The organism is Aneurinibacillus aneurinilyticus ATCC 12856 (assembly GCF_000466385.1).
Classification (GTDB): Bacteria; Bacillota; Bacilli; order Aneurinibacillales; family Aneurinibacillaceae; genus Aneurinibacillus; species Aneurinibacillus aneurinilyticus.
Genome location: NZ_KE952672.1, coordinates 68,430 through 83,165 on the forward strand (window position 1 = coordinate 68,430; position 14,736 = coordinate 83,165).

The 14,736-nt window shown below is 45.2% G+C and carries 12 protein-coding genes, 2 pseudogenes and 2 riboswitches; of the genes and pseudogenes, 11 read left to right on the forward strand and 3 right to left on the reverse strand.

Features of this window, described 5'->3' with window-relative positions; genetic code table 11:
* Positions 1–56: 56 nt before the first annotated feature.
* Together HMPREF0083_RS02035 and HMPREF0083_RS02040 are read right to left on the reverse strand one after the other, a co-directional pair.
* The gene (locus HMPREF0083_RS02035; RefSeq protein WP_021619291.1) at positions 57–443 is read right to left on the reverse strand and encodes a potassium channel family protein; all 387 of its coding nucleotides are present in this window, start codon (positions 441–443) and stop codon (positions 57–59) included.
* A gap of 112 nt (positions 444–555) precedes the next feature.
* Positions 556–957 (reverse strand): hypothetical protein, encoded by a 402-nt coding sequence (locus HMPREF0083_RS02040; protein WP_040301166.1) that lies wholly within the window; start codon positions 955–957, stop codon positions 556–558.
* Positions 958–1,192: 235 nt separating this feature from the next.
* Between HMPREF0083_RS02040 and HMPREF0083_RS02045 the strand changes: the two genes are divergently transcribed.
* The 6 genes from HMPREF0083_RS02045 to HMPREF0083_RS02070 all read left to right on the forward strand — a co-directional run bounded on the left by HMPREF0083_RS02045 (position 1,193) and on the right by HMPREF0083_RS02070 (position 7,225).
* Entirely contained in the window at positions 1,193–1,375 is a 183-nt protein-coding gene (locus HMPREF0083_RS02045) for a hypothetical protein (protein WP_040301167.1), read from the forward strand.
* A gap of 288 nt (positions 1,376–1,663) precedes the next feature.
* Positions 1,664–1,754: riboswitch (glycine riboswitch) on the forward strand.
* A gap of 3 nt (positions 1,755–1,757) precedes the next feature.
* Positions 1,758–1,861: riboswitch (glycine riboswitch) on the forward strand.
* 89 nt (positions 1,862–1,950) lie between these two features.
* A complete protein-coding gene (gene gcvT, locus HMPREF0083_RS02050) occupies positions 1,951–3,045 on the forward strand; it encodes a glycine cleavage system aminomethyltransferase GcvT (RefSeq protein ID WP_021619294.1) in 1,095 nt (364 codons plus the stop codon).
* Positions 3,046–3,081: 36 nt separating this feature from the next.
* Positions 3,082–3,474 (forward strand): glycine cleavage system protein GcvH, encoded by a 393-nt coding sequence (gene gcvH, locus HMPREF0083_RS02055; RefSeq protein ID WP_021619295.1) that lies wholly within the window; start codon positions 3,082–3,084, stop codon positions 3,472–3,474.
* Between the two features lie 3 nt (positions 3,475–3,477).
* Positions 3,478–4,836, forward strand: a complete 1,359-nt coding sequence (gene gcvPA / locus HMPREF0083_RS02060; protein WP_040301169.1) for an aminomethyl-transferring glycine dehydrogenase subunit GcvPA — start codon at positions 3,478–3,480, stop codon at positions 4,834–4,836.
* Entirely contained in the window at positions 4,829–6,316 is a 1,488-nt protein-coding gene (gcvPB, locus tag HMPREF0083_RS02065) for an aminomethyl-transferring glycine dehydrogenase subunit GcvPB (protein ID WP_021619297.1), read from the forward strand. The genes gcvPA and gcvPB overlap by 8 nt, the downstream gene beginning before the upstream one ends.
* A 144-nt stretch (positions 6,317–6,460) precedes the next feature.
* Entirely contained in the window at positions 6,461–7,225 is a 765-nt protein-coding gene (locus HMPREF0083_RS02070; RefSeq protein WP_040301170.1) for a TraR/DksA C4-type zinc finger protein, read from the forward strand.
* A gap of 39 nt (positions 7,226–7,264) precedes the next feature.
* On the opposite strand, the gene HMPREF0083_RS02075 is transcribed toward HMPREF0083_RS02070, so the two are convergent.
* On the reverse strand, positions 7,265–7,459 hold the full coding sequence (locus tag HMPREF0083_RS02075) for a hypothetical protein (protein ID WP_021619299.1): 195 nt from the start codon (positions 7,457–7,459) through the stop codon (positions 7,265–7,267).
* Between the two features lie 221 nt (positions 7,460–7,680).
* On the opposite strand from HMPREF0083_RS02075, the gene HMPREF0083_RS02080 reads away from it, so the two are divergent.
* From HMPREF0083_RS02080 to HMPREF0083_RS02100, 5 genes and pseudogenes are all read left to right on the forward strand, one after another.
* The gene (locus HMPREF0083_RS02080) at positions 7,681–8,499 is read left to right on the forward strand and encodes a lipoate--protein ligase family protein (RefSeq protein ID WP_021619300.1); all 819 of its coding nucleotides are present in this window, start codon (positions 7,681–7,683) and stop codon (positions 8,497–8,499) included.
* Between the two features lie 467 nt (positions 8,500–8,966).
* Positions 8,967–9,626: pseudogene (locus HMPREF0083_RS02085) on the forward strand (ribonucleotide reductase N-terminal alpha domain-containing protein); the annotation flags it as partial.
* Positions 9,627–10,113: 487 nt separating this feature from the next.
* Entirely contained in the window at positions 10,114–10,506 is a 393-nt protein-coding gene (locus HMPREF0083_RS02090; protein ID WP_378431668.1) for a hypothetical protein, read from the forward strand.
* Between the two features lie 295 nt (positions 10,507–10,801).
* Positions 10,802–12,277: pseudogene (locus HMPREF0083_RS02095) on the forward strand (TSCPD domain-containing protein); the annotation flags it as partial.
* A 641-nt stretch (positions 12,278–12,918) separates the two neighbouring features.
* On the forward strand, positions 12,919–14,424 hold the full coding sequence (locus HMPREF0083_RS02100) for a malate:quinone oxidoreductase (protein ID WP_021619305.1): 1,506 nt from the start codon (positions 12,919–12,921) through the stop codon (positions 14,422–14,424).
* Positions 14,425–14,736 lie beyond the last annotated feature (312 nt).

The window sequence follows — 14,736 nt, forward strand, 5'->3', positions numbered from 1 at the left end:
TAAGAAGCGTGACATTTACTAAATGAAAAAAGAGAGGGCATGCAGCCCCCCTTCTTTTACTTTTTTGGTGTTCTCCATCCCGATAGGCGAAACTTTCGTCCCTCGGGACCAGAGAACGTGAAGTATCTAATAACGAGCGCAGCTGGAAGTACATAGCCGGTCATTGCCTCCAATATGGCCACGCCGCGTGCCAGTCCGAACGGACTCAGATCCCCATATCCAACCGATAGGAGGGTAATCGCACTAAAATAAAAAGAACGTGTGAATCGATCATGCCATTGCTGCTGATGGGCATAGGAAGCATAATGATCACGAATAAATCCAAGTCCTGACCATTCAATCAGACAGTAGATAAGCCCGAAGGAAAGTACAAGATTCATATAAAGCAGAAAAAGAACCAAAAAATTATGCCATGTCTTGCGCCCGATAATGGCTCGTTTCATTTTCTCACATCCACAGCATACATATTTAGAGTAAAGGGATAGAGGGCGTGATAAACAGCTCCTTAATTTTCTCCTCTATACTTGTACATATATATGCTGAAAGAGAGGCTTATTATAATCGTGTTTTATAGAAGTTTCCATCAGGGTCGTTGTTGTCTTTGTTATTTTTTCCTGCATCTTCATTGGTGGAAAGTAGATTTTTGCGCAATTCTTCGGCGCATGAGCTGCAGTATTCACCTAACGTGATGAGAGTGTTGCAGTTCTTGCATTTATATTGCATGCTGGGATAACGTGTAAGATCGAAATATTTCTCCCGAATAAGATATTCAATGTAGCGCACCGGAATATCAAGATCCTGTGAGACTTGAAGGACGGGAGCGTTCCTTCTTTCTTTCGGTTTTAAATAGTCGCGAATGCGTTTAACCGTATCGAGTTCCTTACGCGCGCAATCCGGGCAGACCGGCTTAGAAACTTTCATGAATAATTTGCCGCACGCAGAGCAGTTGGATAGCATTCAGCTTCACATCCTTCTAAACTGAGGTAAATTTTCTCATATACTCTATATAATAAGATTTTCTCGATAAATTTTCCTGTATTGTCTTGTTTTTGTCAACAAAATGAGTCTTAGGTACTGATTCAAAAGGTTGTGATTTGTTTTAGTGTTGAATCAGGGAGCGAGAGATGAAATAATAAGGGAAGTGCAGAGCCTGGCAACTGGTTGCCGGGTTATAAGGGGGGCGTACATACCGATGGAAAAGAAACCATTGCTTGGCCAAATCGATGAGAAGGAGAATTTGCTTCTGCCGCCGGAGGCTCAAGAAGTTCTCGGTTACGGTGCGATTGAAATTGTGGCGGAAGGCGATAGTATTATATTAACGAAAGCCGAACCGATTTATACGTGTGTGTGGGAACGGAAGCAGAATAAAAAATAGACCAAAGAATAATACGGGGTGGAAATTTCCACTCTGTTTTTGTAAGGAAGCAAGAACGATTAAAGCACAGAAAAATAGTGTATTTTTTGTTTAATGTTCGTGTTTTTTGGGTTTTTGGATATTGATATCAAGAAATGTTTGTTTTTCTACATTTAAAAACAAACGTTAAAGGGTTTTTGATGTTTTTCGTTAATAAAAAAGAGAAAAAAATATTGCAATTTGATTGATCCATGGTACGATAGTAAGTGATTACATATTGATTTTTGCTAATAATAAAATATTGTGCGGATGAAAGCAGAGGGAGAGAACGCGCTTGGCGCGTCGCCGAAGGAGCAAGCACACCTTTCAATCTCTCAGGCAAAAGTACTTCTGCGGGACGCAACTCTGGAGAGAGCCCAAAAGATGGGCCACCAAAGGGGAAACCGGTCAATAGGCTGTGTGTAATGCGGGCTAGGAGCGGGTAGCTCTCAGGTACAAGGGACAGAGATAGGGGGAACACCCTATTTCTGTCCTTTTTTTGATCAATAAAAACGTATCTGTTGCTGTAAAGCAAAAAACATGGGAGGTTGGAATGAATGTCTGCCTTGAAACAAACACCTGTCTATTCCTTATATAAAGAGCATGGAGCTAAAACAATTGATTTTGGCGGATGGGATTTACCTGTTCAATTCTCAAGTATTCAAAAGGAGCACGAAGCCGTTCGTACGAAAGCCGGGTTGTTTGATGTATCACATATGGGTGAAATCGAAGTAAAAGGACCGGATGCGCTTGCTTTTTTACAGAAGATAGCTACGAATGATGCATCCAAGCTGGTCGAAGGTCAAGCGCAGTATTCAGTTATGTGCTATCCAGACGGCGGTACAATAGACGATTTGCTTATCTATAAGCTAGGAGATGAACATTATCTGCTAGTCGTTAATGCCGCGAACATTGAGAAGGATTACGATTGGATGCAAAAACATGCGGAAGGCAATATGGTGCTTCGTAATATCTCGGAGGAAACGGCTCAACTGGCAGTACAGGGACCGCTGGCAGAAACCGTGCTGCAAAAGCTAACCGACACAAACCTGAGCGAGATTCGTTTCTTCCATTTTAAGCAGAATGTTATATTGTCCGGCATCTCCGCGCTTGTATCGCGTACGGGCTACACCGGAGAAGACGGATTCGAAATTTATATGCAAGCACAGGATGCACCTGCTTTATGGAACAGCATCCTTGAAGCGGGAGGAGAAGACGTGTTGCCATGCGGATTGGGCGCACGTGATACACTTCGTTTTGAAGCGCGTTTGCCGCTGTACGGACAGGAGTTGAGCCGAAACATCAGTCCGATTGAAGCTGGTCTGGGCTTTGCTGTAAAAGTCGATAAGCCGGTTCCATTTATCGGACAGGATGCGCTTAAAGAGCAGAAGGAGAACGGCGCGCCACGCAAGCTTGTCGGAATCGAGATGATGGAGCGAGGAATTCCACGGACGCATTATGCTGTGTACGTTGGAGAGGAAAAAATAGGTGAAGTGACCACAGGAACTCAATCGCCCACATTGAAGAAAAGCGTTGGACTTGCGCTTATCAAACGTGAATACAGTGAGCCGGGTACAGAAATCGAGGTGGAAATCCGTGGCAAGCATGTGAAAGCAAAAGTCGTACGTACACCGTTTTATAAACGGTCGTAAATAAATCCATAGGGGAAACCGGAGGAGAAAACAAGGATGAGCCAAGTACAAGCGGAGCTTAAATACAGCAAAGAACATGAATGGGTAGAAGTATTGGATAATGAACGCGTACGTGTTGGTATTACACAGTTTGCACAGGAGCAGCTGGGTGATATCGTATTTATTGAATTACCGGAACAAGGAGCCACAGTGAAGGTGAACGAGAGCATGGGTACTGTCGAGTCGGTAAAAGCCGTGTCCGATATTTATTCGCCGGTAAGCGGGGAAATCGTCGAAGTGAACGGAGAGCTTGAAGAAGCTCCAGAGGCAATTAACGGAGATGCGTATGGAGCGGGTTGGATGGTCGTTATCAAGCTAGCTGATGCGGCAGAACTGGATGAATTGATGACAGCGGAGCAGTACGAAGCATTTAGCAAAGAGGAGGAATAGGCTGTGACAGTAAAGTATCGATACCTTCCAACGACTAAGACTGACCGTAAAGACATGCTGGCTGACCTTGGTATTTCTGATATATCCGAATTGTTCTCCGATATTCCGGAGAAGGTTCGTTTCAAAGGAGAATTACAAATTCCGGAAGCTATTCCAGAAGCGGACCTGACTAGGCATATGGGGCGAATGGCAGGAGAGAATGTTAATGCGCTCGATTATGCTTGCTTTCTGGGAGCAGGAACGTATGATCATTATATTCCAAGCGTAGTCAACCACGTCATTTCTCGTTCGGAGTTTTACACTGCGTATACGCCATATCAACCAGAGATTAGCCAGGGCGAATTACAGGCCATTTTTGAATTTCAGACGATGATTTGTGAGTTGACTGGTATGGATGTAGCCAATTCGTCCATGTACGATGGTGCTACGGCACTGGCAGAAGCAGCAGCAATGACGGCGGCCAAGACAAAGCGGAAAAAAATTGTTGTTTCTCGCGCTGTACATCCGGAAGCGCGCTCCATACTTCTTACGTACGCCAAAGGGCATGGGCTTGAAGTTATTGAAGTTGGCTGCCAAAACGGATTGACTGACCTGGCGGCACTTGCGGCAGCGGTGGATGAACAAACAGCTTCCGTGCTTGTACAATATCCGAACTTCTTCGGCTCGGTTGAGGATTTATCGGCTGTGGAGCAGATTGCTCATAAACATAAAGGATTGTTTGTCGTAAGCGCCAATCCATTGGCTTTGGGCTTGCTGAAAGAGCCGGGCGCATACGGTGCTGATGTTGTGGTTGGGGACGCTCAGCCGTTCGGTATCCCGATGGCATTTGGCGGTCCGCACTGTGGCTATTTCGCGGTGAAAAAAGAATTAATGCGGCAAATTCCGGGACGTATCGTCGGTCAGACACAGGACGAAAGCGGACGCCGTGGTTTCGTGCTGACGTTGCAGGCTCGTGAACAGCATATCCGCCGTGAGAAGGCGTCTTCGAATATTTGCTCTAATCAAGCGCTAAATGCGTTGGCCGCAGCTGTGTCGATGACCGCTCTTGGCAAGCAGGGTGTACAAGAAATGGCGCTTCTGAATGTGCAGAAGACACAGTATGCCAAGCAGCAGCTTGCTCAACTGGACGGATATGAAATTGTGTACGATTCGCCTGTATTTAATGAATTCGTTATTAAAACGCCGCGTCCTGTGGGCGACATCAATAAAGCGCTATTGCAGGATCATATTATTGGCGGCCTTGACCTGTCTCGTGATTATGCGGAACTTAATCAGCATATGCTGATAGCAGTAACCGAGCTGCGTACGAAGGAAGAAATTGACCGATTGGTGAAAGGATTGGAGGGGGCGCGTCATGCTTAATACAATACCGAAAGCTGAACAGCAACAAAAAGACAAAGCGCTTATTTTCGAGATGAGCAAGCCGGGACGCGTAAGTTATTCGTTGCCTGTATGCGATGTTCCCGAAGTCGAGGTTACGTCTATTATTCCGAGTGATTTCCTGCGGGAGGCACCTGCGGAATTGCCGGAGGTGAGCGAGCTGCAATTGATGCGCCATTATACGGAGTTATCCAAACGTAACCATGGAGTTGATTCAGGCTTTTATCCACTCGGTTCATGTACGATGAAGTATAATCCCAAAATTAATGAAGATGTAGCTCGTTATCCGGGATTTGCCCGTATTCATCCGTATCAGCCGGAAGAGACGGTACAGGGTGCATTGCAGCTAATGTATGAGCTTCAGGAAGATCTGGCCGCCATTACAGGTATGGATGCCGTAACGCTGCAGTCGGCGGCTGGTGCACAGGGCGAGTGGACCGGTTTAATGATGATTCGCGCCTACCATGAGAGCCGGGGCGAGAAGCGTACGAAGGTGATTGTACCAGATTCCGCACATGGTACAAATCCAGCTTCCGCCAGCGTGGCGGGGCTTGAGACGATTACGGTGGCATCGGATGCGAACGGATTCGTTGATGTAGAAGCACTGCGCCAAGTGGTTGGTCCGGATACGGCGGCGTTGATGCTAACGAATCCGAATACATTGGGCTTATTCGAGAAAGGCATTGTAGAAATTGCAGAAATTGTACATGAAGCAGGAGGGTTGTTGTATTACGACGGGGCGAATGCCAACGCCATTCTCGGTAAAGCGCGTCCGGGAGATATGGGCTTCGACGTAGTGCACCTGAATTTGCATAAAACATTTACGACACCACATGGCGGCGGCGGTCCGGGTTCCGGTCCTGTTGGTGTGAAAAAGGAATTGCTTCCATTCTTGCCCAAGCCGATGGTCATTAAAGAAGACGATATGTATCGACTTGATTTTGACCGACCGCAGTCGATTGGTCGTGTAAAAGCGTATTATGGTAACTTTGGCATCAACGTACGTGCCTATACGTATATTCGCACGATGGGGCCTGAGGGATTGCGCCTTGTTTCGGAAAATGCGGTGCTTAATGCGAACTATATGATGAGAAAGCTCGCCAAGCATTATGACTTGCCGTTCGATTATGTATGTAAGCATGAATTTGTTCTATCCGGAAAGCGTCAGAAGAAGCAGGGGGTTCGAACGCTCGATATCGCTAAGCGCTTGCTTGATTTCGGCTACCACCCACCAACTATTTACTTCCCGCTTATCGTCGAGGAATGTCTGATGATTGAGCCGACGGAAACTGAGTCAAAAGAGACGCTTGATGAATTTATTGAAGCGATGATTCAAATTGCACAGGAAGCGGAAGTGACTCCAGAAATTGTACAGGAGGCACCGCATCATACGGTAGTCAGCCGTTTGGATGAAGTGCTGGCGGCCCGTAAGCCGGTGCTACGATATACAAAATCGGAATAATGAGAAGGAAAAAGGGGGAGCAAAAGGCTCCTCCTTTTTCCTTCCTCCAATCCCCAACATCTTTACCGCCAATGGTGCAGATACTATGCTCAGGTGCGTCGTATGAATACGGCTTGTACTTTGAGGTTGAAAGGGGAATACGGCATGTTGACGAATGAGGAATTGTCTCACTTTCGTTCGCTTTTGAATAATCAGCTTGTGGATATAAAGGAACGTCTTAACGATAGTGATGCATATGGTACTGCCAGAGCTTCTGTACAGGAATCGCTCGGTGAGCTGTCCAATTATGATAATCACCCGGCTGATCATGGGAGTGAAACGTTTGAGAGAGGAAAAGACATCGCACTGTATGAGCATGGGGAAGAAGAAATGAGGGATATTGAGCGAGCGCTTACAGCCATCAAGCAGGGAACATACGGAAAATGTGAAATATGCCATGCCGAAATCCCGCATGAACGATTGGAGGCGCTGCCGACCACGCTTCGCTGTGTACAGCATGCGGAGGAGGAGTTCGTTTCGCAGCGGCGTCCCGCAGAAGAAGATATTCTCGCTCCTCCATTCGGTGCATATAACTATGACGGATGGGACGCTACATTTTATGACGCAGAAGATGCAATGCAGGATGTCGCAAAGTACGGAACATCGGATACGCCGTCTGATTTTGGCGAACAAGCTCATCTCAGCTATAACGATATGTACGTGGAGTCAGAAGAGCCTGTAGGGTACGTCGAAGATATTGAGGGCTTTCTGTTATCCGATATAAACGGAAAATTCATTGGCGTAAATACGGAGAGTCCGGTGCATGAAAGATACGAAGATGCACTTGATGAGGCAGGGGTTGTTTCCGTGATGGGCAATCCGGATTTGATGGAGGATTATACAGAAGACGAAGATTATGTGGATAGATAAGAAAAAGGAGAACGGAATCGGCCTCCTTTCTCTTTTGCGTCAGTATTTATAGCTATGGTTGAAGTCATCATTTTCATCGTTTACATACTGTTCGTCATGGCGCACTTCGTCGTCGGCGTAATATACGTCATCAGCATATGCCACTTCAGCAGCTTCCTGACATCTGGAGCAATAGCTTCGGCTCCTCTCCCAGAGTACCAGCTCTTCACCACAATAAATACAAAGGTCTTTCATCAGGCAACGCCTCCTTTGATACTCTTGGAATGTACGCAAAATGCATGTAATATTTTTTACCCGTTCTCTTGTGAATTGAAACAAGGATAGTATATACAAAATGGTGTGTATGAATGCAATTTATAATGTAAGGGTACTTTTTACGGATGCTAAGTAGTAAAGGGCGGAAGGTGAATATGCTACAATATAAGAAAGCAGGAAAGAAAGGGGCGTAGTCTTATATGGAACAATGGCGTTTCCTTGATACGGGAGTTCGTTCGCCGGCAATGAATATGGCGATTGATGAAGCGGTACTTGCGATACATAGTGAAGGAAAAACGCATCCATCGGTTCGCTTTTATACGTGGGAACCATCGACGGTATCGATCGGTTACTTTCAAAAGGCGGAGAAAGAGATCGATTTAGAAAAAGTAAAAGCATACGGTCTTGGTTTTGTTCGGCGGGCTACAGGTGGAAGAACTGTATTGCACGATAAGGAACTGACGTACAGTGTGGTTGTTTCGGAATCTCATCCCGCTATGCCATCTGGTGTAACAGATGCTTATCGTATTATTAGCACAGGGCTGCTGGAAGGGTTTCGGCTTCTGGACTTGCAGGCAGATATGGTAAGCCCTGATCAGGCCAAGTTTGCCATACCATCTTCGGCTGCTTGTTTTGATGCACCGTCTTCTTATGAATTGGTCGTGGAAGGCAAGAAGGTGGCCGGTAGTGCCCAAACGCGACAGAAAGGGGTCATTTTGCAGCATGGCTCCATTCTGCTTGACATTGATGTGGATATGCTGTTTGACATCATTCGCCATCCAAACGAGCGGGTGCGGGAGCGTCTGAAAAGAAGCTTCGTTGATAAAGCGGTAGCAATCAACCAGGTACGTCCGATGCCTGTAACGTTAGATGATGCCCGCAAATCATTCCGTGAAGGCTTTGCGAAGGGGTTGGGCGTTGAGTTGATGGACGATGAGCTGACGGCAGAGGAAAAGGAACTTGCAGAACAGCTTGCCCGTGAAAAATACGGGTGCGATGAATGGAATTTCAAACGATAACATAAAGCGAAATGTCACGCAGTAGGGGAAACTATTGCCCTTTAAGACGGAATAAACATAAAGAGCGGCCGAGCTGGCCGCTTTTTTTGTTTTATATATGCTTCATTGATTTGAAGCCTGTGTTTTGCGGTCCCGCCTGGCTGAGGCAAAAAGCGGCCCTCTATGCTTCTGTGTGGGAGACGAACCGACGCCCGTTTGGGCACGGTTGTGATGACGTACACTCTGGATCGTACTGGATAATCAACACCCTTGAAGGGACATATGTTTTGTCAAAAAAATTTCTGAGAAAAAGCAGGAAAAAATCTATATATTGTGGTAGAATCTATATGTAAACACAATATATTGACGAAGTAGTAAACGCTGGTTTAGATGTAAGAAGGCGCTTAATCCAATGTATCAGACCGCATCTGAATGGTCAATTTATATTTCAAATAGCTGGAGGTTGAAAAATGGAGACTGCATCTGAAATGACAGGAAAAACAAAGCTTGAGGGACTGAGCGAGAAAATTTTCCTCGATCGTTATGCGTTAAAAGATCCGAATCCGGATCATGTACAGGTTGGAGATACGGTACTCGTTTTGACGAAAGACGACCCTAAATTTCCGAAAAAAGAAGTAGGCGTGGTCGAAGAACGCGAAGGCAATACGATTCAAGTAAAATTGCGCAACGGAGAAATCGTAACAACTGAGGCCGAGAAAGCTTTACGGACACTTGAAGCAACACCCGAAGAGATGTGGGATCGTCTGGCCAAAACGATTGCATCTGTGGAAGCAACGCCGGAGAAGCAGACAGAATGGACAGAGAAATTTCGCGACTTGTTGACGGATTGGAAGCTCGTTCCGGGTGGACGGATTGCGGCAGGTGCCGGAGCTAATGACGAGCTGACGCTGTATAATTGCTATGTTATCCCGTCACCGCATGACAGCCGCGGCGGTATCATGGAAACGCTGAGTCAGATGACGGAGATTATGTCCCGTGGAGGTGGCGTCGGTATTAACTTGTCGAGCCTTCGTCCGCGCCGTGCACAAGTAAAGGGTGTGAACGGTTCATCAAGTGGTTCTGTGTCGTGGGGTGGATTGTTCAGCTATACGACCGGACTAATTGAGCAAGGTGGGAGTCGCAGAGGTAAATAAGATGTGCCTCTTAACCCTGTGAATTGCTGGAAACTCTTTAATATAGCGCCACTTCAAGAATAATCATCAATAAGGCTCATTGATGATTGGGGTGAGTTTTTTGAGGCGTTACGATGCAACACTGGTTCACTTCCCGGATAGTATTTTGCATAGCTTGAGTGAAGTGGAAAATGTACTTGCATCATAACTTATCATATTAGCCACAACGTAACTGGAAACGGTAAGCGTGAAGGCGTGAAAATAATGTGATGATAAAGACAATCAGCAGCCAAGCCCCTACGTCTGTTTTTTTGATATGGGGAAGGTCCAACGACCATCGAAAGCACGCACGGTATAGATGCGGAAGCGAGTAGAGTAGGATTCAAGCGAATCCGAAGTGCAGGGGCGCTGTCATTGCGATAGCGTAAGATATGGTCTGAACTCTATGGTGACATAGAGAGTTGAGGTAGCGACTCAACGTAACAACTTGGCACTTATGCTTATGATGAACGACTGGCACCCGGATGTGCTTGAATTCATCACCGTAAAACAAAATATGGGGCTTATTACAAACGCCAATCTGTCCGTCTGCGTTAGCAACAGCTTCATGAAAGCCGTAAAGGAAGACCTTGATTGGGAATTGAGATTTCCTGATACGACTGACCCGGAATACGATGAAATCTGGGATGGAAACATGGAAAAATGGATGGAGCTAGGCAAGCCGGTGCGCGTCTACAAAACAATCCGCGCCCGTGATATGTGGCATACGATCATCGAATCCGCATGGAAATCAGCCGAGCCGGGCGTTGTTTTCATGGAATACTACAATCAGATGTCCAATAGCTGGTACTTCAATCCGATTATTTGTACGAACCCGTGTGGTAAAGTTGCATAAGTTTGCCTCACGTAAAACATTGCGGAATAAAGCGGGAACCCTGAGACGGGAATCCGAACCGAAGGCTATTTGTAAAAAGGTAGTCAGGGGCAGAGCATACTCGGTGAACCTCCAAATGGAGAATATAATCTGAGCACGAGGCCGCAACACTTATTTAATCACAACATTTTTGAACTCCCTTTATATTGGCGTTTCTTAAAAATGTTGTAGCGGATAAGTGAAAATGTATGCCGAACTAACGGGAAAAAGAACCGTTAGAACTGTAGGATAAAAAGCTTACAGGATAACAAAATTGGAACAAGGCCTCCCAGGATGGGGTGTTTGTAACTTATCTGCGATTAATCTTTCAAAATTCACAAAAGACGGTGAAGTAGACTGGGTAAGCCTGACGACAACCGTGCGTCATTCCGTTCGTTTTCTGGACAACGTGGTTGATGCTACCCCGTACCACTTCCCGGAAAATGAAGCAAACCAAAAGAAAGAGCGCCGTGTCGGTCTCGGCACAATGGGCCTTGCCGAGATGATGATTAACCTTAAAATTCGTTACGGCAGCCCGGAATCACTCGAATTCCTGGACAAGCTATACAATTTCATCGCGCGTGAAGCATACCTCGCTTCTACAGAAATCGCCGCTGAAAAAGGAAGCTTCCCGGCATTCGATGCGGATCTCTTCCTGCAAAGCGGATTTATGAAGCAGTTTGATGATGAAGTGCGTGATGCGGTGAAAGAACGCGGCATGCGTAACGTAACGGTTCTTACACAGGCTCCTACCGGATCGACAGGAACAATGGTTGGTACGAGCACAGGAATTGAGCCTTTCTACGCGTTCGAATATTATCGTCAAAGCCGTCTTGGCTTCGATAAACAGTATGTCCCAATCGCGAAAAACTGGCTGGAAGAAAACGAAGCTGAACAATTGCCGGATTACTTTGTCAGCGCAATGGACTTGTCTGCTGAAGATCATGTGCGAGTGCAGGGCGCGATTCAGAAATGGGTAGACAGCTCCATCAGTAAAACAGCGAACGCACCGGCTGATTTCTCAGTTGAGGAGACAAAAGCATTGTATGAGCTTGCCTTTGATCTTGGATGCAAAGGGGTCACGATTTACCGTGACGGTAGCCGCGATGTACAGGTTCTGACTACAAAGAACGAAGACAAAAAAGAGGCAAAAGGCCAGGAGGCGAAAGCGGAAAAAATCGCTCCTGCTACCGATCTGGACGAAACACCGCCAACAAAAGATTACCGTCGCCGTCCGCTTCGCTTAAAAGGTGCAACATACAAAATGAAAACACCTCTAGGCAAAGCTTACATAACAGTGAACGAAGTAGACGGTGCACCGTTTGAAGTCATTGTAAATGTAGGCAAAGCGGGGAGTGACGTATTTGCGATGTCAGAAGCACTTGGTCGTGTATCTACATTATTCCTTCGCTTCGGCGAGCTGCCGGACGGAAACAAAGCGCGTCTGCTCATTAAGCATTTGAAAGGCATCGGAGGTTCTGGCGCAGTCGGTTTCGGAGCAAATCGGGTCGATTCTATTCCGGATGCGGTAGCAAAAGCAATTGAATTTTATCTCGATGGTGATGATGAGACACCGGTAGCGTCGGCAAGCGAAATGCAAGCGCCATTGATTCCGCAAACAGATGAACGTGATGAAGACGGCGATGTATACCGCGAAGGTCTTGATCTTTGCCCGGAATGCGGCGCTGCCGCTCTTGTAGCTGAAGAAGGCTGCAAACACTGCGAAGCGTGCGGTTATTCCCGCTGCTCTTAAGAGTACTTTTATAAAAAATCAATATAGATGCGATGCTTCATTGAATATGTGAGAATGTCAGCTGCAATCGTGTTAATAGATAATTATTTAAAAAGGTGAAGACATACTTGTCTTCGCCTTTTTACTAACATATGAGTGGTTTTATTTTATGTAATTGTGACTTTGACTTTAGGACGGTCGACTTAAATGTCGATAATAATTCAATAGAAAAGTTTTTTTACTGAGTTATATTTCTCCAATAAACCAAAGAATTTAGCTAAAAATATTTAAATAAACATATATAAATATTAAAAACTAGTAACCACAGTGGGCTAAGAAAAGGATTTGGTCAGTTATACAGGATAATTACTGAAATTTTAATTAAAAATCAAGATTATAGCTTCTTGACACAAGCTGTTTAACCATATTCTTAACAGTAACAGTATGTCATCACCGAAATTTACTAGCTTTTAAATAGCTTATAACTATCATATAATAATAGTAAGAAATATTTTTAATCTATAAATAATAGTGATACACTATTATAGAGTTATAATTGAGCCAGAAAAGGTGTGTGACTAGGTCGCGCCTGGCTTGCTGTAGCGCCTAAACAGGAGCGCCTACATCCTTTCTGCAAATCTTAGGGTAAAAGGACGATAAAAATGAGCAACAGACATGCTAGAACAGACGTTATCTTAATTGGTGCCGGAATCATGAGTGCCACTTTGGGAACACTTCTGAAAGAGTTAGTACCGGACTGGGAAATTAAAGTGTTTGAGAAGCTCGCAAACACTGGAGAGGAAAGCTCTAACGAATGGAATAATGCGGGAACGGGGCATGCGGCACTGTGCGAGCTTAACTACACCGTCGAAAAACCGGACGGATCTATAGATATTAGCAAAGCTATAAAAATTAATGAACAGTTTCAGGTTTCAATGCAGTTTTGGTCTTATCTTGTAAATAGTAATCTGATACGTAATCCGCAGGACTTTATTATGCCATTGCCTCATATGAGTTTAGTACAAGGGGAACGAAATGTAGCGTTTTTAAAGAATCGTTTTGAAGCGCTGTCAAACAATCCTCTGTTTCAAGGTATGGAATTTTCCGATGACCCGGGAAAACTGATGGAATGGATTCCGCTTATTATGAAAGATCGGACATCGAATGAACCTATAGCGGCAACAAAAATCGACTCTGGAACTGATGTCAACTTTGGCGCTTTAACGCGCATGTTGTTTGACCACTTAAAGAGTAAAAACGTCGATGTAAAATTCAAACATAATGTTGATGATATTAAACGTACTAGCGACGGTTTGTGGGAATTGAAAGTACGCAATGCCGATAGCGGTAACGTTGAACGCCATACTGCAAAATTCGTCTTTATCGGAGGCGGGGGAGGAAGCCTGCATTTACTGCAAAAATCCGGTATTCCTGAAGGAAGACATATTGGAGGATTTCCAGTAAGCGGATTATTTATGGTGTGTAATAATCCGGATATTGTGGCGCAGCATCATGCAAAAGTATACGGCAAAGCTAAGGTTGGTGCTCCTCCAATGTCTGTTCCGCATCTTGACACAAGATATATTGATAACAAAAAATCGTTGCTATTTGGACCGTTTGCCGGCTTCTCACCAAAGTTTTTAAAATCCGGTTCAATATTTGATTTGTTAACTTCCGTAAAAACGGATAATCTCGTAACTATGTTGGCGGCAGGGGCAAAAAACGTTTCATTGACAAAATATCTAATCGAACAAGTTATGTTATCGAAAGAAAAGCGTATGGAAGAGTTACGGGAGTTTATCCCGAGCGCTAAAAGCGAGGATTGGGATATAGTAGTAGCGGGCCAACGTGTACAAGTTATCAAAGATACTGCTGATGGCGGTAAAGGAACGCTTCAATTTGGTACAGAAGTTGTTAGTGCCGCTGATGGCTCGATAGCAGCATTGCTCGGCGCTTCTCCGGGTGCTTCTACCGCTGTTCACGTCATGCTGGAGGTAATAAAAAAATGCTTCCCGCAACATATAAAAGAGTGGGAACCAAAAATAAAAGAAATGATTCCTTCCTTTGGCGTATCATTATTGGAAAACCCAGAGCTTATCGACGAAATTCATACTTCAACAGCGCGGACGCTTGGCTTAGAGGGCAAAAAGCAGTACGCATACGCATAGAGATGATCCTTATTAAAGGAAGCATAAATTGCTGCTTTTGCAAATTTGTGCTTCTTTTAGTTTTTTCAAGTACCTTTGATGAACTAAAAACACTTAAAGATCCTGATAACCAGGAGAAAAGTTTAGTGTCATTACGACTGCTAGAGGTATATGTATGTGCATATATCTCTTTTGTTGTTTTAGGACAAGGGTGTTGATTATCCAGTATGATCCAGAGTGGATCGCCACCACACCGTGCCCCAAACGGGCGTCGGCTTGTCTCCCGCACCCAAGCTTAGGGGGCCGCTTTTTGCCTCAGCCAGGCGGGACTGC